The organism is Polaribacter sp. R77954 (assembly GCF_044595335.1).
Taxonomy (GTDB): domain Bacteria; phylum Bacteroidota; class Bacteroidia; order Flavobacteriales; family Flavobacteriaceae; genus Polaribacter.
The window spans coordinates 655,509-674,672 of sequence record NZ_CP138992.1 but is presented as its reverse complement, the minus strand read 5'-3'; the positions used below and the strand labels follow the sequence as shown (position 1 = coordinate 674,672).

Genomic DNA, 19,164 nt, shown 5'->3' with positions numbered 1-19,164 from the left:
TCAAAAAACAAACGTTTTAACGTTTATAAATCAATTTATAATGATCAAAAAACATTTCCTATCCTTATTAATAATTTCACTTTTAATCATTGGCTGTAGCAATAGCGATCAATTTATTATCGAAAAAGGTAAAGTGGGTAAACTTACTCAACATACAACTGTTAAAGACTTAGAGCAAATTTTTAAAAACGATTCTATTGTTAAAAATTTAAGCGAAGGTGCTTTGGGTGATAATTATTTTCAAGATGATGATGAATACTTGATTTTTGAAAAAGGAGGGAAGCACTTATTAACCATTGTACCTAAAGAACAATTAGATTCTACGTCAACCATAAAAAGTATAGAAATTCACGACAAGCGTTTTAAAACAAAAGAAGGCATCAATCTAAACTCTAGTTTTTCCGAAATTAATGCTAACAATCGATTAAGACCAGAATCTACTTTAAAATCGGTTACCTTGTTTGTAGATGAATTGAATGCAACAATGGCTATTGATAAAAGCGAATTGGGGTTAAGTAATTATAGTTCGCAAAAGGTTTCTTTAGAACAAATTCCAGACTTAGCAAAAATAAAATCTTTTGTAGTTTGGTTTAACTAGGGCCAAACTTGTTTTAGTATCTTTTATAGTTTTAAAACTATATTTGGTATTTAAAATACTAGCATATGAATAAAAAATATACCGTTCAAAAATCACCTTTTGTTGTGCCAACTTTAGATGGTAAACTCATAGAAGAGCATTTTGGTAAGGCAACAAATAATGAGTCTGGTATTAGTATTGCACACATGGTTGCACCACCAAAATGGAAAGAACCTTTTCAAACTCCTGAATTTGATGAGTACACCTATATTATAAAAGGTAGAAAACAATTTATTATAGGTGAAGATGTAGTTGTTTTAGAAGCTGGGCAATCTATTAAAATAGATAAAAATGTGCGTGTACAATATTCCAATCCTTTTGATGTGGAGTGTGAGTATTTAGCAATATGTTTACCCGCTTTTTCTATAGATTTGGTACATAGAGAAGATTAATCTAAAAGTAAATGGATTAATTTTATTTTTGATAGGGACAGTTTTGTTGTAAAATAAAATTTAAATTGCATTATGAAAAAAAATGTAATTCCGCCAAAAACCATAAGACAAGTATTTGTACTCTTACTAATTTTAGCATTTGCCTTTCTTATCTTTAGAGAGTTAATGCCTTATTTATCGGGTCTTTTAGGTGCAATAACCATTTACGTTTTGTTAAGAAAGTGGATGGTTTTTTTGGTTAAAAAGAATTGGAATCCTCATTTTGCAGCTATATTTTTAATGTTGTTTTCTTTTATCTGTATTTTATTACCAGTTGCAGGAATTTTATTCATGTTAGGAGACAAAGTGGGTGAAGCTGTTGAAAATTCAGAAAAAATTGCAAAAGTAGTAGAGCAGAAGTTAGCTTTAATTGAAAGCGAATATGGTTTTGATTTAAGTTCAAGAATAAACACTTCAGAAGTGTCAACATGGATTTCTGAAAACTTAGAAAACTTTGCTGGTAGTACTTTCGATATTTTTTTAGCCATTGGTTTAATGTATTTTGTATTGTACTACATGTTAACAAATAGGCAAGAGTTAAGGCATTCTTTGTACGAATATATACCAATAAGTAAAAAAAATTTGAAAGTAATTGGTAAAGAAGCTCAAGCTATGGTACGTTCTAACGCTATTGGTATTCCACTAGTGGCTATTGCACAAGGAATTATTGCTGTAATTGGGTTTTTAATTTTTGGTGTAAAAGATCCTTTTTTCTGGTTTGTTGTGGTTACTGTAGGTTCTATGATTCCTTTTATAGGTACTTTAATTGGTATTCTTCCTGTTTTTGTGTTAACGATGTCTTATGGAAATACTTTTGAAGCATGGGGAATTTTAATATACGGTTTGGTAGTTGTAGGTTCTACAGATAATGTTATTAGGCTTTTTGTATTAAAAAAATTAGACAATGTGCATCCATTAATCACATTAATAGGTGTTATTGTTGGTGTGCCTTTATTTGGTTTTATCGGTTTAATTTTTGGGCCACTTTTAATCAGTTTATTTTTAGTGGTTGTAAGAATTTATAAAAAAGAATTTGGTGCTTTAGTAAAATACGAAAAAGTAATGTAGCCTTAGTTGATAATGATTTGTTTCATTACATTTTTTAGATGAAACATTCTGCCTTTTAAATTTTTTATTTTGATGCCATTTTTATCTACTAAAACCAAGGCAGGCATTGCATTTGTTTTATATTTTTTTTCAAAATGATTAAAATCTTTACTCACCTTACTATCTAAATCAAGTACACCTTTAGGCAAGTCAACCATAAAAAGCACCAAATGTTTACTAGCGTATTCTTTAAAAACAGTGTTTTCAATTACCCTTTCATCCATTTTTTTGCACGGAGCAAACCATTCACTACCAGTTAAAATAATTAAAATAGGTTTGTTTTCTTTTTTTGCAATTACCTTAGTTTTACTCCAGTCTGTTTGGATTTTAAGTTCTTGACTTATTAATAGCTGAGTACAACATAAACAGAAAAATAAGGTTTGTAGCCAATGCTTTTTTGTATTCAATATAATCATACTAAAACTTCATAGCAACTTTAAAATTAAGTACCCTACCTGTCATAAAATTAGGAATTCCGAATTGTGTTTTAGAATACACATCTCTCACCCAAGTATTGGTTATTGCATTCTGAATATCAAACATATTAAATAATTCTAAGCCAGCAGTTAATTCTTTAAAATTAGCCAACCAACCCGATTCAAATTGTTTGTTGGTATCTGCAAAAACATAAGATACACCTAAATCTGCACGTCTATAATCTCGTAAACGTTCTTGAAAATTATAAGGATTTGCATATGCAGGAGATCCTCCAGGAACACCAGAATTATATACCAAATTTAAATATGCTTTTAAATCTGGCAAATTAGGTACATAATCTTGAAATAAAATTCCGAATTTTATACGTTGGTCAGATGGTCTTGCAATATAACCTTGGTTATCGATATTTTCTTCGGTTTTTAAATACCCTAAACTCACCCAGCTTTCACTGCTAGGCACAAACTCGCCATTTAAACGCAAATCTAAACCATAAGAATAAGCTTCTGTTACGTTATCTGCTCTGTAACGTATTCTTACATTATCAATTGTATAAGAGTTTATGTCAGATAAATCTTTGTAATAGGCTTCTGTGGTTAATTTAAATGGCCTTTCCCACATGGTAAAACTGTAATCCATTCCAGACACAAAATGTATAGATTTTTGAGCTTTTACGTTTACATTTACATCGCCATTAAAATCCCTTAATTCTCTATAAGATGGTGGTTGAGCGTATAAACCTGCAGAAAAACGAAACAACATATCTTTTTTCCAATTTGGTTTTATAGCAAATTGTCCTCTAGGGCTAATTATAATTTGATTTTTAGAATCAATTCCGTTTCCAGATACAGACCAATTATGCGCTCTAACCCCTAGATTATAAAAAATTTCATGTTCGTTCCAAAAACCTCGTTTATTGAATTGAACGAAACCTGAAATCCTGTTAATGGCAACATTATTGTCTTTTCTAATGTTTTGAAAAGGCTCAATTTCACTTTCAAAAGGTGTATAAGGTTGATTGTTGGTTGAGTGAAAAGGAGGTCTTATGGAAAAACCTAAAGAATCAATAATTTCCCATTCGCGAATTCTGTCTTTAATATCTTCTTTCTGATATTTTACACCAAAACTCCATTGTGTATTTTCTTTTTTTATAGTTCCTTTAATTTCGGCATTTGTAATTAAGGCGTCTAAATCGTTACGAGCATGATTTAATTGAGAACCAATTCCTTGAGAGAATTCAACCTCTCCAAAATTTTCTGAACCAATATTAGCATCAACTTCTCCTAAACTGTATTGTGCAGCAATATCAAAATATTCTTCTTCTTGCGTGTTGTATCTTGATGCAGTTGTAGTTATTTTAAAATCATTGTTTATTTTGTAATCGGCAGACAAAGCACCAAATAAGGTTAAATACGTATCTGTTTCTTGGCCCGAATAAAAAACAATTAATTCTAAAGGATTTGCAACAGTACCAAAACGCGTTCTTCTAGATAAAGGTTGATAGTTGTAGTTGTTTAATGAAAAATTACCCAAAAAGTTCAGTTGAAAATTTTCTGAAAATTCATAAGATAAATAAGTTTGTATATCTGTAAATCTTGGTCTAAAGTTAGTTTCAATTTGTTTACTATTTACAAATAAACTATTGTCTCTATACCTAACACCTGTAATTGAGCTTAGTTTTTTATCTAAAAATTGGCCTTCAAAAGTTGCACTTGCCCCTAACAAACTGGCATCAATTGTGATGGCTGTTTCAGTTGGTTTTCTATAGGTAATGTCTAATACAGATGATAAGCGATCGCCATATTTTGCCTGAAAACCACCCGCAGAAAAGTTAATATTCTGTACCATATTTGTATTGATAAAACTCAACCCTTCTTGTTGGCCAGAACGTACTAAAAATGGTCTGTACACTTGAATTCCGTTAACATAAACCAAATTTTCATCAAAGTTACCCCCTCTAACATTGTATTGTGTACTTAACTCATTATTGTTATTTACACCAGGTAAAGTCATTAAAGTATTTTCTATACCTGCATTTGGACCAATAATATTTTTTACGGTATTAATATCTATTTTTTGTATTCCAGAAGCTGCATCTCTTTGGTCTTTGATAACAATTTCATCTAATTTTTCGGTTTTTAAAATAAGAGTTGGCGAAAAACGAATAATAGTTCTACTTTTTGCCGTAATTTTTTTTATATAATTTCGATAAGAAACATGACTAAATGTAATGGTAATCTCTTTATCTAAAGGAATTCTTATGCTAAAGTTTCCATTCTCATCTGTAACTGTGCCTGTTTTACCATATTTTATAGATACTTTTTCGATGCCATTTTTCTGACTGTTTTTAACAGTTCCTTTTAAAATAGTGGTTTTTTGAGCCACAATAAAAGTGGGCATCAACAATAAAAATAAGAGTATTTTTTTCACAAAATTAGTTTATCTATTTCTTAAAGAACGTTGCAGAAATGGTATTCGTATTTCCAACATTGTCTGAAACTACAAGTTTAAAGATATGTTTGTTACCCACCAATTTTTTATCATTAAAATTGTAAGTTAAAATTCCTTTTTTATGATTGTATTGCATTAAAATCCATTCATTATCAATGGTAGCTCTCCAACTTTTTATGCCAGAGCCAACGTCTGAAATTCTTGCTTTTAAAGTTTTAGAACTCTCTAAAGACTGGTTGTTTTTAAAATACAGTAAACGAATCTTTGGTTTTTGTTTATCGAACTTTAAGGTATAATTTCCTAAAGTTTTAGTGGTGGTGTAAAAAGTACTGTCTTTTTTTCTGGTATAATAATATCTTGGGTATTTAGGATACTCTAAATTGGCAATATACAATTGTTCTTTTTCTTCTTCAGAATATTTAGATACATTAAAAGTAAGTGTAAAACTTTTATCTAAAGGAACTGTTGGCGAATGAATTTTAGCAATATCATTAACTACGTTAAAATCTAAATATAAATCTTTGTAGAATGTGTTTTTAGGAAAAGCAACTGTTATACCATCTTTAGTAAATTTGTGAAACTTCTTTTTTTCTATTTTAAAGTTGGTGGTATCTTTTTGAGCTGTAAAAATGGCATTACTTTCTTTACCAGCAACAGGAATTTTAATAGAACTTGTATTGCCTTCAAAATCTTTAGCTACAATTTCTACTGTATAATTCATGCCTTTTTGAACGTTAACTTTTCCATTATTAATCAATTTTTCGTAAGTAGTTAATTTATTTGCAGTTTCTTTAAACGTTTTTTGATAACGTCTTTTGTATTTTTTATAGTGTTCATAATCTATATGTAAATTCAAAAATTTACTTTCAGAAAAAGAAAACGTTTCTACATCATGATAATAAAAACGTTTGCCATTTAAAAACATGGCTAAACTGTAAATTCCGTTTTTATTAGGCATGCCATTAAATCTATCAAAAACACTAACACCAAAACTAATGGTACCACTTGCTGTAATTCTATCTGCCATATATTTACCATTCCCTAAATTTTTTATAGGAATTTGAAAACTTTTTTTCTGTTGGTTAATTCTAGCATCAGCACTTAAAGGATATGCTTTTAATGATTGTATGGTTGGTTTTCTAGAATCTGCTACTTTAATACCAAATAATAAGGGATTAATTACTTTTTCGGTTTTTGCATCACGAAGTTCAAAATGCAAATGAGGTCCACCAGAACCACCTGTATCACCTGAAAATGCAATAATTTCACCTTTTTTTACAGGGAATTTATCTTCTTTAAAAAAGAGATTTCCGGTTTCATAATTTTCTTTCTTGTATTGAATATTTTTCACATATTTCTCTATCTCATCATTAAACTTACTCAAATGCCCATATACAGAAGTATATCCATTTGGATGCGTTATATATATGGTTTTACCATAACCAAATTGTTGCACTTTTATACGAGATACATAGCCATCTGCAACAGCAAAAACATTTAAGCCTTCTTTACCTTGAGTTTTAATATCTAAACCAGCATGAAAATGATTGCTACGTAACTCACCAAAAGAACCTGATAAAAAAATAGGAATATCTAATGGGTTTCTAAAATAGTCTTGAGGATATTTTTTTTGCGAAAAACTTAGTAAATTAATAAGTAAAAAAAAGAATGTAAACAGATGTTTCAAGGCGCAATAATTTTGAGGTAAAAATACTAAAAATCCTTGTTTTGGTAATATATTTACTATCAGTGCTTTAGTAAAAAACAAACAAAATGTTGTAATATTTAAAACAGAATGTTAACTTTGTAGAGATAGTTTATTCTAAAAAGTAACATGAGTAAAACATTAGAAGCAATTCATTTACTAGAAAAAACGTTGCAAAACTTACTTTCTAACTATGAGTTTTTAAAAAATGAAAACCAAATATTGCTTCAAAATAATACAGATTTACAACATCAACTATTAGAAACTAAGCAAAAACTAGCCAATCAAAAAAATGAATATGATTTGCTTAAAATTGCAAAAACTATCGAAGGCAGTAGTTCAAATACAAAAGATACAAAGCTGAAAATAAATTCATTAATTAGAGAGATTGATAAATGCATTGTTCAGTTACAAGAATAAAGTTCTTTTTAAATTGTGAGTCAAAAATTAAAGATTAATGTTGTAATTGCAGGTAGATCCTATCCTTTAAGTGTAAATAATATTAAAGAAGAAGAGGGTATGCGTAAGGCTGCAAATGCCATTAACCAATTAATAGCTAAATTTGAGCAAAATTATGCAGTAAGCGATAAACAAGATGTTCTAGCTATGGCTGCACTACAATTTGCAGCAAAACTAGAAATATTATCTTTACAAAAAACTGACAAAACAGAAGAAGAAATACAAAAATTAAATGAGCTTACACAATTGGTAAGTACTCATTTAAAATAAAAGTTCATTAAAATACATTAACAACACACTGCCTACGTTAGTAATTGTTTATTAAACTCAACACTATTCTATTATGAAGGATGAGTCTTAACTACTAAAGCACGCCTATTGTACTAATCTTTGCTGATTTTATTTCAGTACCTATTAGTATATAATTGGATCCTTGAACAGTTAGTTAGTCCTATAAATGTCATTATGGAGTTTAAAAACCGAAGCTAATGTAGGCTTTTTTTATATATAAATTTTAATTATGGATGATATGATACTTCCCATTGTTGTGGGAGTTTTGGTTGGGATTGCAATTGGTTTTGCAATCTTTAAAATGATAGAAAAATCAAAAGGAACTAAATTTCTTGATGAAACTAAAAAAGAAGCGGCTACTATTTTAAAAGAAGCTAAAATTGATGCAGAGTCAGTTAAAAAGGATAAAATTTTACAGGCAAAAGAAAAATTTATCGAGCTAAAATCTGAACATGAAAAAGTAATTTTAGGAAGAGAAAAAAAGATTTCTGATGTTGAAAAAAGAATTAGAGATAGAGAATCTAAAGCGGCTTCTGAACTTGATAAGAACAAACGCTTAAATAAATCTCTAGAACAAAAAGAAAAAGATTACAATTTTAAATTAGATTTTTTAGAGAAAAAAGAAGAAGATTTAAATAAAATGCACAAACGTCATGTAGATATGTTAGAACAAATTTCTGGCCTATCTGCAGAAGAAGCAAAAAAAGAATTGGTAGCATCATTAAAAGATGAGGCTAAAGCAGAGGCCATGGCTTTTGTACAAACATCTGCAGAAGAAGCTAAATTAACAGCAGAACAAGAAGCAAGAAAAATTGTTTTAGGAACTATTCAAAGAGTAGGTGTAGAGCAAGCTGTAGAAAACTGTGTGTCTGTCTTTAACTTAGAATCTGATGATGTTAAAGGTAGAATTATAGGTAGAGAAGGACGTAATATTAGGGCTTTAGAATCTGCAACTGGTGTAGAAATTATTGTTGATGATACTCCAGAAGCTATTATCTTATCTTGCTTTGATCCTGTTCGTAGAGAAATTGCACGTTTATCTATGCATAAATTGGTCACTGATGGTAGAATTCATCCTGCAAGAATAGAAGAAGTTGTTAAAAAAACAGAAAAGCAAATTACTCAAGAAATTATAGAAGTTGGTAAAAGGACGGTTATTGATTTAGGAATTCACGGTTTACATCCAGAATTGATAAAGGCAGTAGGTAGAATGAAATATCGTTCTTCTTATGGACAGAATTTACTACAGCACTCTCGTGAAGTTGCTAACCTTTGTGGTATTATGGCTGCAGAAATGGGTATTAATGCAAAATTAGCCAAACGTGCTGGTTTATTGCATGATATAGGAAAAGTACCAGAAGCTGAGAGTGAATTACCACATGCATTATTAGGTATGCAATGGGCAGAAAAATTTGGCGAAAAAGGCGAAGTTTGTAATGCAATTGGGGCACACCATGATGAAATTGAAATGAAAAGTTTATTATCGCCAATTGTACAAGTATGTGATGCTATTTCTGGAGCAAGACCTGGGGCAAGACGTCAAGTATTAGATTCTTACATACAACGTTTAAAAGATTTAGAGGCAATAGCTTTTGGATTTAATGGCGTGCAAAAAGCGTATGCAATTCAGGCTGGTCGTGAATTGAGAGTTATGGTAGAAAGTACAAAGGTAAACGATGCTAAAGCTTCTGAATTGTCATTTAACATATCGCAAAAAATACAAAATGATATGACATATCCAGGCCAAGTAAAAGTTACTGTAATACGTGAAACTCGTGCTGTGAATGTGGCGAAATAAAAACAACCTATCTTAATTTACACAAAGAGAAGAAATACTGTTGTAAAATAAATTCTTATAAAAATCCTATCATATAAAATATGATGGGATTTATTTTTTTAAATTTTCTACACAAGAGTAAAAATTTCTTCCCTTTGGGAAGGTTAGGATGGGCTTTTTCTAGGATGATAAGTCTCTACAACTTCTTTTAAAAAACTTTTATCTAAATGCACATAAACTTCTGTTGTAGTAATGCTTTCATGGCCTAACATTTGTTGTATTGCTCTTAAATCAGCACCATTTTTTAATAAGTGAGTTGCAAAAGAATGACGTAATGTATGTGGACTGATTTTTTTAGTTAAATTGATTTTTATTGCTAAGTTTTTTAAAATGGTAAAAATCATTTGTCTTGTGAGCCCTTTGCCTCGTCTGTTTAAAAACAATATGTCTTCATTGCCTTTTCCAGGTTTTAGATGACAACGAATGTCTTTAATATAAGTAGAAATATATTTTTGAGCATTGTAATGAATGGGTACAAAACGCTCTTTATTTCCTTTTCCTGTAACTTTTATAAAACCTTCATCAAAAAATAAATCTGATATTTTTAAAGTAATCAATTCACTAACCCGTAAACCACAACTGTACATGGTTTCTATAATTGTTCTGTTTCTTTCACCTTGAGGATGACTTAAATCGATTGCCAAAATTAATTCATTTATTTCATCCTCAGATAAAGTATCTGGTAATTTTCTTCCAATTTTTGGGGCTTCTAGTAAATCTGTAGGGTTTGATTGTCTGTAATCTTCAAATACTAAATAATCAAAAAAACTTCGTACGCCAGAAATGATTCTTGCTTGACTTCTTGGGTTAATTTTTTTTGCAATTTCATAAATAAATTGTTGAACAATAGTATCATCAATATGAATAGGAGAGCTGTTGATTTCATTTTCTACTAAAAACAAAGTCAACTTTTCTAAATCTCTCGTATAACTTTCAATCGTATTCTTAGATAATCCTCTTTCTATTTTTAAATAGTTTTGATAATCTTTAATTGCGTTTTGCCATTTCATTTGCTAAAAATAAAGTTTATATTTACAACTTAAAATGTTTTATGAAACTAATCATTATCAACGGACCAAATTTAAATTTGTTAGGAAAACGAGAACCAGAAATTTATGGTTCTGAAACTTTCGAAGATTTTTTTAGACAATTACAATTAAAGTTTAAAAATATTGAATTGTCTTATTATCAATCAAATATAGAAGGGGAGATTATTAATAAATTGCATGAAGTTGGTTTCGATTACGATGGAATTGTTTTAAACGCAGCAGCATATACGCATACTTCTGTAGCAATTGGTGATGCTGTTAAAGGCATCAATACACCTGTTGTAGAATTACATATTTCTAATGTTCACGCACGTGAAGAATTTAGGCATCACAGTTATATTGCTCCTGCAGCAAAAGGAGTTCTTTTTGGTTTTGGTTTAAAAGGTTATGAATTGGCTATACAAAGTTTTCTATAGTGTAAATTGTAATTTTATTTTTAAATAAAACTTAGCCAAATACTAAATTTATATTTATAACAAGTTACAGCTGTTCAACTATTGTAAATTCTTATCAACTTCTCGTTTTAAAACCAACACTGTAACTAAAGTAGATAATACATCTGCAATTGGGAAAGCACACCAAACCCCTAAAACACCATAATATTTTGGTAAAATATAGGCTAATGGAATTAGAAAAATTCCTTGTTTTAATAACGTTAAAAGTAATGCTGGTATAGATTTTCCTGCTGCCTGAAAATAGGCAGAACCTATTAACTGCATGGTAATTACGGGTGTTGCCAGAAAAACAATTATCATTGCGTTTGGCGTTTCAGAAAGTAGTGTAGTATCATTTGTAAAAATCCAAATAATCTGCTCTTTGAAAAGAATAATCCCAACAAAAATAATTGTGCCTAAAATTGTTCCAAAATAGATAGATTTTTTAATCGTTTCTTTAACACGTTCATTTTTTTGAGCACCAATATTAAAACCAGCAACTGGCAAAAAACCTTGTGAAACTCCCATTACAGGAGATAATGAAAACATCATTACACGATTTATAATTCCGAAAATTGAGATAGAAATTTCTCCTCCATAGGTAAAAAGTGAATAATTTAATACAATCATTAAAATACTAATAGCACCCTGTCTTACCACAGATACTCCACCTAATTCTACAATTTCTCTTACTATTTTTCCATCTAAAGCAAAGTTTTTAGGAATAATTTTTAACTCATTTTTAGAAGAAAGAAAAAAGTATAGAATAAACAAACCACAACTGGCAAAAGATAATGAAGTTGCCAAACCAGCACCAGTCATTCCCCAATCAAAATATTTGATAAAAATTATGTCTAAAACAATATTTAACACAGCAGGTATAATCATGGCATACATAGCAAACCTTGGTTTACCTTCTGCTCTAATTACAGGATTTCCCATCATTGCAAAAGCAAGAAAAGGAACTCCGTAAATAATTACAGCAAAATAATCTGAAGCAATAGGTAAAATAGCTCCTTTAGCACCAAATAAATCTAAAATAGGCACACTAAAAAAGTTACCTAAAAACACAAAAATAGCAGCCAAAATTAGCGTTAAACTAATCTGATTTCCAAAGGTTAAAAATGCTTTTTCAGAATTTTCTGCACCTAAAGCTCTAGAAATAATTGAGCTTCCTCCAATTCCAATTCCCATTCCTAAAGAAGAGATTAAAAATGCAATTGGCAATACTACAGTAATAGCTGCAATAGCTAAAACACCAATCCATTGGCCTACAAAAATAGTATCTACAATCATATTTATAGACATTACTAAAATACCAATTGTTGCAGGAACTGCTTGTTTTATTAAGAGTTTGCCAATTTTTTCTGTACCTAATTCGTTTGCTAATTTTGCCATAAGAAGCTGCAAATATCAACAATAATTAAAGTATTTATGTAAAACTATCATCAATAATTATTATACAAATATTAAAATCTTTAAGTTTGTAAAAACCGATAAAATGCAAGACATTTTTACGCTAAAAATTACAGTTTCATCAGAAGATATAGATAATTTACTACACGTAAATAACCTAGTATATGTAAAGTGGATGGATAAAATTGCTACAAAACATTGGGCTTTTTTAACCAAAAATTATCCTTTACCTCAATACGTTTGGGTTGTGATGAGGCATGAAATTGATTACTTAAAACAGGCTGGTTTAGGTGATGAAATTACTGTAAAAACTTGGGTTGGCGAAACGAAGGGAATTACTTCTGTGCGTTTTATGGAATTCTATAAAAGCGATGTTTTATTAGTGAAAGCCAAGACGACTTGGGCAATGTTAAATGCTGAAACTTATAAACCTGTAAGAATTAGAGAGGATGTTTTGAGGATTTTATCCCCTGAGAAGTAGACACGAATTTCACCAACAATAGTAGTCAAAAGTATATCACTAAAAATAATATATATTATAGAGTTTTACAAAGCTTGTTAATTTTTATGCTGATTTTTTTAATCTTTAAATAATAATAATAAGGTTTCTATTGTTTTTTCTGATAGTTCGAACAAATGAAAAAAAGCTAATTTTGATGGTTTAAAATTCGTGATAATTAGTGAGGTTTGTGTCTTAAAAATTTTTAATCATTTTGATCTCCCTAATTCATAAAATTTGTGTCATTAATACTTAATAAAAGTATCTTTGCACAAAATTAAGATACCATGCCAACATTTGCAGCTTTAGGAATTCATAAAGATTATATAAAATCAATAAAAGAAATAGGAATATCTAAACCTACCGAAATTCAGGAAAAAGCAATTCCGATTTTATTACAATCAAAGACAGATTTTATTGGTTTAGCACAAACAGGAACAGGAAAAACAGCGGCTTTTGGTTTGCCTGTTTTACATCAAATAGATGCAAAATCAGAACATATTCAAGCCTTAATTTTATCGCCTACAAGAGAATTGGTACAACAGATAAAAAAACAATTATTCAAATTTACCAAATATGTAGATGATCGTATCTTTTTAGAAGCTGTTTTTGGAGGTGAAAAGATTGATCGTCAAATGAATAATTTAAAAAGAACTACGCATATTGTTATTGCAACTCCTGGTAGATTAATTGATTTGATAGAAAGAGGAGCAGTAGATATCAGCCATGTAAAAACCGTTATTTTAGACGAAGCTGATGAAATGCTGAGTATGGGTTTTAAGCAAGATTTAAATCGAATTTTAAAATTTACAACAAAAGCAGATCGAAAAACTTGGTTATTTTCGGCTACAATGCCAGAAGAAATTAAAAGAATTGTAAAAACGTATATGGATGCAAATGCACCAAGAATTGAAGTAAATAAAAATACTTTAGTGAATGCAAATATTCGTCATCAATATGCCAAAACTACTATTAAAGAAAAAGCAGGAGATATTATTACGTTTTTAGAAAAAAGAAACGATCAAAGAGGAATTATTTTTTGTAGAACAAAAGCAGGTGCTCAAAATTTAGCCAAACAATTAATTGAAGAAGGTTTTTCTGCAGCTGCATTAGAAGGTGATATGCAGCAAAAAGAACGCGACAAAGTAATGCGTGCTTTTAAAAATGAAAGTTTACAATATTTAATTTCTACGGATGTTTCTGCACGTGGAATTGATGTGGCAGCATTAGAATTTGTAATTCATCATCAATTGCCAGAGCAATTAGAATATTACACACACAGAAGTGGTAGAACTGCAAGAGCAGGAAAAACAGGTACTTCTTTGGCTTTTATTTTACCTTCAGAATTAGAAAAGATACATCAAATACAAAAAGAATTACACATTAAATTTACCGAAGTTACTGTGTAAATGGATTTTATTTATGTTCTAGATATTTTAGGCACTTTTGCATTTGCCATTAGTGGTGCTTTAGTGGCTTCAGATCAAAAATTTGACTTATTTGGTGTTGCTATTATTGCATTTGTAACCGCTGTTGGTGGGGGCATGTTACGTGATGTTTTAATTGATGCGCATCCTATCAATTGGATTGGAGATTTAAATTATTTATGGACAATATTAATTGCAGTTCTGGTTACTTTTTTGTTTAAAAGTAAAATTTTACCTATTTATAAAACTCACTTTTTGTTTGATACAGTGGGCATTAGCGTATTTACCTTATTAGGCTTACAAAAAGGATTAAACTTCGATTTGCATCCAGTTGTTGCTTTAATTATGGGAATGATTTCTGCAGTTTTTGGTGGGGTTTTACGTGATGTTTTAACAAATAAAATTCCGCTAATTTTTGAAAAAGAAATTTATGCATCAGCATGTTTGGCTGGCGGAATTACTTATTTGGTTTTGTCTTACTTTAAAATTCCTGAAGATTTTATTTTTATTATTTCTGCATCAGTAATTGTTACTGTTCGATTAATTGCAGTTAAATTTCATTTACAATTACCAAAAATTAAAGACGATTTATTTGGTAAATCATAAAAAAAAGCGAAACCGTAAAGTTTCGCTTTATATTTATAAAATCTAAAATAATTTATTTCACATCTTTCAACAACTCTCTAATAGAACGTATTAACTGTTCGTCAATTCCATTGTCAACTTTACCAGGCATATTTTTAACTTTAATGGTTGGTTCTGTTTGGTTATTTTCCATCCATTCACCAGCTTTATTTTTAGCACTTACAGGTACAACACCCCAATAACCACCATTTTGTAAACCTTCCCAACCTGCAAAACTACAAGTACCAGGCACTGGCATACCAACTGTTTTTCCTATTTTTAAATCGGTATAACCAGAAGCATAACAATGTCCATCAGAATACATACTTTCATTAAAGATAGATAATGTTGGTTTTGTCCATCTAGAAGTTGGTTCTCCACCCACAACTTTAGCTTCTGTTGCATAAGTTATAAACGGAACACCTGTAAAAAACATGGCCAAATCTGCTACTAAATCTCCACCACCATTAAAACGAGTATCTATAATTACTCCTTTTTTATCAAAATATTTACCCATCATATCTTGGTAAATACTTCTGTAAGGGCCATCGCTCATACCAGGAATATGCACATAACCTAATTGACCATTACTTTCTTTTTCTACTTCTTTTTCATTAATTTTTACCCATCTATTGTATAATAATCTACTTTCTGCACCTAAAGAAATTGGTTTAACAGTAATGATTTGTGTCTTTTTTGTCTTCGGATCTAGAATTTCTAAAAGCATAAATTTACCTGATTTTCGGTTCAAGTATTTTGCTAAATCTTCATTTTTAGAAATGGTAACTCCATTTATTTTTGTAATAATGTTGCCTTTTTCAATTTTAAATTTGGCTTTGTCTAAAGGACCTCCTGAAATTATTTCATCAATTAAAATTCCGTCTTCTTTAAACTCGTAATCCATAAAAATACCTAAAGATGCAGTTGCATCTGCATTAGAAACGTTGCTGCCACTGTAACCAGCACCTGCATGAGAAACGTTTAATTCTCCTAACATTTCTGATAACATTTCAGAAAATTCGTAACCGTTAGAAATGTGTGGTAAATATTTTTGATATTCTTCTTTCATCATATTCCAGTTAATTCCGTGAAAATCTGGGTGATAAAAAATAGCATTGGTACGAATCCATACATGATTAAACATGGCTTTTCTTTCTGCATATTCATCTAACAGAATTTCACCTTTTATAGATACTCCTTCACGTTTTTTACTTGCAGGATTTAATTTTGTGATTTTTCCACTGCTTAGTAAATAAAGGTTTTTCATTTCTTTATCCCATTGTAAACTTCCAGAACGTGTGTTTAAAGGCATTAACATTTTAGTTTCTTTGGTTCTTAAATTAGTGCTCCAAAGATTTGATTTTCCTTCAAAACTAGCTAAATAATATAAAAAATCACCTTTTTTAGACAGTACAGCATCACCTAAACTAGAAGAGTGAATCGTTAATCTTTTGGTTCTATCTTTCATATTTGCCCAATCAAACTCAAGCGTTTTTGTTTTGTCTTCTTTCTTATCGCCTTTTGATTTGCTATCTTTTTTCTTCGATTTTTTGTCGTCTTTTTTGTTTTTCTTTTCTTCTTCTTTTTTCTTTTTTTCTTCCTCTTTTATAGCTTGCATCAATTTGTATTCTTCATCACTTAAATTAAATTCATCCCAAGCATCTTGTGTAAAAAACATACTGTAAACATCAGATTGCGAACGACCACTTGTTGCATAAGATTTTAATCCGTTTCTATTGCTAAACCACAACATTTGTTTCCCTCCATTTACCCATTTTGGATAATAATCATAATACCCACTTTCGTTTAAATTTATTCTTTTAGAACCATCTGCAGCCATTAATAATACTTCGCTATTGCTTAAAGTTTTGCTCCAATCTACCAACAACCATTTGCTATCTGGACTCCAAGTAAAATATTTATCTCCATCTCTCATATGAAATAAATCTTTTGGAGTTAATAATGTAGTTTCTTTTTTAGAAGCAACATCTACTATTTTAAGTGTTCTTCTACCTTCTATAAAAGCTATTTTTTTTCCATCTGGTGAGTATTCTGCCAAATAATTATCTACTTTATTATCTATTAAAGCAGTTTCTTTTACTAAAGTTGCAGCGTAGAAAAAAGGTTCTTCTTTTCTAACTTTTTCAGTTTTATAAACGCTCCATTTTCCATTTCTTTCGCTACTATAAATTACAGATTTTCCTTTTGGTCCCCAAGAAACAAAACGTTCATTTTCTGGAGTATTTGTTAATCTTTTAGTAAAAGATTTGTCTACAGAAGTTACAAAAACTTCGCCTCTGGCAATAAATGCAATTTCTTTTCCATTAGGAGATACAGCCATTTCTTGAATTCCACCATTTACAGAAACAAACTTATCAGTATTTTCTTTGTCTTGAGTAATAATTTTTACATTTAATTTTTTTGGTGATGCTCCTTCTTTCATGGTATATAATTCTCCATCATAACCAAAAGAAATCACACCATTTGCTACACTTAAAAAACGCACAGGATGCAAACTAAAATTGGTCAGTTTTTCATCAGAATTGTTAGTTAAGTTCATTTTATGCACATTAAAAGAACCACTTCTTTCACTTAAATAATACATGCTTTTTTCATCGTTGCTAAAAAATGGATGTCTGTCTTCTGCATTATGAGTTGTAATCATTTTATGATTATCTGTCTTTGCATTGTACATCCAAATATCTCTGGTTATAGATGAGGTATGGTGTTTTCGCCATTCGTTTTCGCCACCTTTTTTATCATGATACAACATGGTTTGTCCGTCTTTAGAATACTGAACATATTCTGCAGGAATTGTAAATATTTGCGAAACTCTACCAGTTGTAACAGGAACACTGTACAATTCTGATTGCGATCTGTGAGGATATTGTCTATGATTTACATCATCTTGTCTTAATGCTCCAAAAACAACATTTTTATCATCCGAAGAAAAAGAAAAAGGAATTTCATCATTAGAATGAAACGTTAATCTGGTTGCTGCACCACCTTCTGAATTCATAACATAAATATCGAAATTACCATATCTGTTAGATGCAAAAGCTAACTTAGAACCGTCTTTGCTCCAAACAGCTTTATAATCGTGTGCATTATGATAGGTAAGTTGTTTTGCTGTACCACCATTGGCACTCACTTTATACAAATCTCCTTTGTATGTAAAAGCGATTTGTGTTCCATCAGGAGAAATAGCAGAATGCCTCATCCATTGAGGATTGTCTTGACCGTAAATAGAAATAGATAAAAATGTAAGAATTAGTAGAGTTGATCTCATAGGTTAAAAATTTTGACTAATTTAAGGAAATGTAATAATTTAATACTCAATAAAAGTTAAAAAGTATAATATGAAACCATTAGAATTTACAAATTTTGAAGATTTTAAAATGATGATAGGTAAGGAGTTGCCTGTTGGTAATTGGTATACAATAACACAGCAAATGATTAATGATTTTGCTAATGCAACTTTAGACAAACAATGGATTCATATTGATGAAAAAAGAGCTGAAAAAGAATCTCCTTTTAAAAGTACTGTAGCTCATGGTTTTATGTCTGTGGCAATGATTTCTAGAATGTTAGAAGAGGCTTTTATTATTAAAAGTGTAAAAATGGGGTTGAATTATGGCTTGAATACAGTACGTTTTCCTAATCCTGTGCCAGTGAATAGCAAGTTGCGTATGCACACAATTGTTAAGGATATAGATGATATGCCAAACAACGGAATTAAAATTACGTTTTTGTGTACAATAGAAATAAAAGGGCAAGAAAAACCAGCCTGTGTTGCCGAGTTTTTAGCTGCCCTTTTTGAATAAATATTTTTTTGTGTTAGGCTAAAATTCCTGAATTTTCTCCTTTTTTTGCAAAGGATATTAAAAATAAACTAATCATTATGGTGATGATAGGTTGAATTAAACCTGAGTAACCATAAACGTCTAAAGCATTAGTCATAAACAAATTATAACCTGTTTGAACAAGCACACCCAATAGAGATATGATAAAGATTTTATGCGCTAATTTTTTTCGAATTAAAAGCAAAAGTGAGCCTAGTAAACCAAACCAAACAGCAATTGCAAAAGCTGCAGTTACCCAAGAAGGAGCGTTTTCTATCAGTTTTAATTGTTCTTTAGGTATTAAGGCTTTCATTTCATCTGTCATAAATGCCTGTCCTAAATAAGCAATGGTGCCTATTAAATTCCAAACTAGTGCTAATACACTAATTACCCAAAAAGATTTTGAAGGTTTTGTAATTGTTGCCATAAATAAAAAAGTTAAGTTAGTTGATGTTCTAAATATAACAATTTCTTTTTTAATGATTTAAAACAAAAAATTAAACAAATATCTAATTCTTTA

18 protein-coding genes are annotated in these 19,164 nt (G+C 30.0%); 11 read left to right on the top strand and 7 right to left on the bottom strand.

Features of this window, described 5'->3' with window-relative positions:
• The first annotated feature begins 40 nt into the window (after positions 1-40).
• The 3 genes from SJY27_RS02950 (at position 41) to SJY27_RS02940 (ending at position 2,136) form a co-directional block, all read left to right on the top strand.
• Complete coding sequence (locus SJY27_RS02950; RefSeq protein ID WP_397446766.1) at positions 41-598, top strand: hypothetical protein; 558 nt, start codon at positions 41-43, stop codon at positions 596-598.
• Positions 599-663: 65 nt separating this feature from the next.
• Positions 664-1,029 carry a cupin domain-containing protein gene (locus SJY27_RS02945; protein ID WP_397446765.1) on the top strand — a complete coding sequence of 122 codons (366 nt, stop codon included), beginning with the start codon at positions 664-666 and terminating at the stop codon, positions 1,027-1,029.
• Between the two features lie 72 nt (positions 1,030-1,101).
• Entirely contained in the window at positions 1,102-2,136 is a 1,035-nt protein-coding gene (locus SJY27_RS02940; protein WP_397446764.1) for an AI-2E family transporter, read from the top strand.
• 2 nt (positions 2,137-2,138) lie between these two features.
• On the opposite strand, the gene SJY27_RS02935 is transcribed toward SJY27_RS02940, so the two are convergent.
• From SJY27_RS02935 to SJY27_RS02925, 3 genes are read right to left on the bottom strand one after another with little or no spacing between them, the layout of a single operon-like run.
• Positions 2,139-2,591 carry a thioredoxin family protein gene (locus SJY27_RS02935; protein ID WP_397446763.1) on the bottom strand — a complete coding sequence of 151 codons (453 nt, stop codon included), beginning with the start codon at positions 2,589-2,591 and terminating at the stop codon, positions 2,139-2,141.
• A gap of 1 nt (position 2,592) precedes the next feature.
• Complete coding sequence (locus SJY27_RS02930; protein WP_397446762.1) at positions 2,593-5,040, bottom strand: carboxypeptidase-like regulatory domain-containing protein; 2,448 nt, start codon at positions 5,038-5,040, stop codon at positions 2,593-2,595.
• A gap of 13 nt (positions 5,041-5,053) precedes the next feature.
• Positions 5,054-6,748, bottom strand: a complete 1,695-nt coding sequence (locus tag SJY27_RS02925) for a M23 family metallopeptidase (RefSeq protein WP_397446761.1) — start codon at positions 6,746-6,748, stop codon at positions 5,054-5,056.
• A 147-nt stretch (positions 6,749-6,895) separates the two neighbouring features.
• Here SJY27_RS02925 and SJY27_RS02920 point away from each other — a divergent pair, with 147 nt between their 5' ends.
• The 3 genes from SJY27_RS02920 to rny all read left to right on the top strand — a co-directional run bounded on the left by SJY27_RS02920 (position 6,896) and on the right by rny (position 9,314).
• Complete coding sequence (locus SJY27_RS02920) at positions 6,896-7,186, top strand: hypothetical protein (RefSeq protein ID WP_397446760.1); 291 nt, start codon at positions 6,896-6,898, stop codon at positions 7,184-7,186.
• A gap of 15 nt (positions 7,187-7,201) precedes the next feature.
• Complete coding sequence (locus SJY27_RS02915; protein WP_397446759.1) at positions 7,202-7,495, top strand: cell division protein ZapA; 294 nt, start codon at positions 7,202-7,204, stop codon at positions 7,493-7,495.
• A 250-nt stretch (positions 7,496-7,745) separates the two neighbouring features.
• On the top strand, positions 7,746-9,314 hold the full coding sequence (gene rny / locus SJY27_RS02910; protein WP_397446758.1) for a ribonuclease Y: 1,569 nt from the start codon (positions 7,746-7,748) through the stop codon (positions 9,312-9,314).
• Positions 9,315-9,457: 143 nt separating this feature from the next.
• On the opposite strand, the gene xerD is transcribed toward rny, so the two are convergent.
• Positions 9,458-10,363: a site-specific tyrosine recombinase XerD gene (gene xerD, locus SJY27_RS02905; RefSeq protein WP_397446757.1), complete on the bottom strand. Its 906-nt coding sequence runs from the start codon at positions 10,361-10,363 to the stop codon at positions 9,458-9,460.
• Between the two features lie 41 nt (positions 10,364-10,404).
• On the opposite strand from xerD, the gene aroQ reads away from it, so the two are divergent.
• Positions 10,405-10,818 (top strand): type II 3-dehydroquinate dehydratase, encoded by a 414-nt coding sequence (gene aroQ, locus SJY27_RS02900; RefSeq protein ID WP_397446756.1) that lies wholly within the window; start codon positions 10,405-10,407, stop codon positions 10,816-10,818.
• Positions 10,819-10,896: 78 nt separating this feature from the next.
• On the opposite strand, the gene SJY27_RS02895 is transcribed toward aroQ, so the two are convergent.
• Positions 10,897-12,234 carry an MATE family efflux transporter gene (locus SJY27_RS02895; protein ID WP_397446755.1) on the bottom strand — a complete coding sequence of 446 codons (1,338 nt, stop codon included), beginning with the start codon at positions 12,232-12,234 and terminating at the stop codon, positions 10,897-10,899.
• A gap of 103 nt (positions 12,235-12,337) precedes the next feature.
• Between SJY27_RS02895 and SJY27_RS02890 the strand changes: the two genes are divergently transcribed.
• From SJY27_RS02890 to SJY27_RS02880, 3 genes are all read left to right on the top strand, one after another.
• Positions 12,338-12,733, top strand: coding sequence for an acyl-CoA thioesterase (locus tag SJY27_RS02890; protein ID WP_397446754.1), 396 nt, complete (start codon positions 12,338-12,340; stop codon positions 12,731-12,733).
• Positions 12,734-13,038: 305 nt separating this feature from the next.
• On the top strand, positions 13,039-14,160 hold the full coding sequence (locus SJY27_RS02885) for a DEAD/DEAH box helicase (protein ID WP_397446753.1): 1,122 nt from the start codon (positions 13,039-13,041) through the stop codon (positions 14,158-14,160).
• Entirely contained in the window at positions 14,161-14,784 is a 624-nt protein-coding gene (locus SJY27_RS02880) for a trimeric intracellular cation channel family protein (RefSeq protein WP_397446752.1), read from the top strand. It begins immediately after the preceding gene.
• Positions 14,785-14,836: 52 nt separating this feature from the next.
• Here SJY27_RS02880 and SJY27_RS02875 read toward each other — a convergent pair whose 3' ends face one another.
• Positions 14,837-18,091 carry a S41 family peptidase gene (locus SJY27_RS02875; protein WP_397446751.1) on the bottom strand — a complete coding sequence of 1,085 codons (3,255 nt, stop codon included), beginning with the start codon at positions 18,089-18,091 and terminating at the stop codon, positions 14,837-14,839.
• Between the two features lie 70 nt (positions 18,092-18,161).
• Between SJY27_RS02875 and SJY27_RS02870 the strand changes: the two genes are divergently transcribed.
• Entirely contained in the window at positions 18,162-18,626 is a 465-nt protein-coding gene (locus tag SJY27_RS02870; RefSeq protein ID WP_397446750.1) for a MaoC family dehydratase, read from the top strand.
• A 13-nt stretch (positions 18,627-18,639) separates the two neighbouring features.
• Here SJY27_RS02870 and SJY27_RS02865 read toward each other — a convergent pair whose 3' ends face one another.
• Positions 18,640-19,071 (bottom strand): hypothetical protein, encoded by a 432-nt coding sequence (locus SJY27_RS02865; protein WP_397446749.1) that lies wholly within the window; start codon positions 19,069-19,071, stop codon positions 18,640-18,642.
• Positions 19,072-19,164: the final 93 nt, after the last annotated feature.

Bases quoted from the DNA above. Each gene is read 5' to 3' on its own strand.
- SJY27_RS02950 (WP_397446766.1), top strand. From the start codon at position 41: ATGATCAAAAAACATTTCCTATCCTTATTAATAATTTCACTTTTAATC.
- SJY27_RS02945 (WP_397446765.1), top strand. From the start codon at position 664: ATGAATAAAAAATATACCGTTCAAAAATCACCTTTTGTTGTGCCAACT.
- SJY27_RS02940 (WP_397446764.1), top strand. From the start codon at position 1,102: ATGAAAAAAAATGTAATTCCGCCAAAAACCATAAGACAAGTATTTGTA.
- SJY27_RS02935 (WP_397446763.1), bottom strand. From the start codon at position 2,591: ATGATTATATTGAATACAAAAAAGCATTGGCTACAAACCTTATTTTTC.
- SJY27_RS02920 (WP_397446760.1), top strand. From the start codon at position 6,896: ATGAGTAAAACATTAGAAGCAATTCATTTACTAGAAAAAACGTTGCAA.
- rny (WP_397446758.1), top strand. From the start codon at position 7,746: ATGGATGATATGATACTTCCCATTGTTGTGGGAGTTTTGGTTGGGATT.
- xerD (WP_397446757.1), bottom strand. From the start codon at position 10,363: ATGAAATGGCAAAACGCAATTAAAGATTATCAAAACTATTTAAAAATA.
- aroQ (WP_397446756.1), top strand. From the start codon at position 10,405: ATGAAACTAATCATTATCAACGGACCAAATTTAAATTTGTTAGGAAAA.
- SJY27_RS02895 (WP_397446755.1), bottom strand. From the start codon at position 12,234: ATGGCAAAATTAGCAAACGAATTAGGTACAGAAAAAATTGGCAAACTC.
- SJY27_RS02890 (WP_397446754.1), top strand. From the start codon at position 12,338: ATGCAAGACATTTTTACGCTAAAAATTACAGTTTCATCAGAAGATATA.
- SJY27_RS02885 (WP_397446753.1), top strand. From the start codon at position 13,039: ATGCCAACATTTGCAGCTTTAGGAATTCATAAAGATTATATAAAATCA.
- SJY27_RS02880 (WP_397446752.1), top strand. From the start codon at position 14,161: ATGGATTTTATTTATGTTCTAGATATTTTAGGCACTTTTGCATTTGCC.
- SJY27_RS02875 (WP_397446751.1), bottom strand. From the start codon at position 18,091: ATGAGATCAACTCTACTAATTCTTACATTTTTATCTATTTCTATTTAC.
- SJY27_RS02870 (WP_397446750.1), top strand. From the start codon at position 18,162: ATGAAACCATTAGAATTTACAAATTTTGAAGATTTTAAAATGATGATA.
- SJY27_RS02865 (WP_397446749.1), bottom strand. From the start codon at position 19,071: ATGGCAACAATTACAAAACCTTCAAAATCTTTTTGGGTAATTAGTGTA.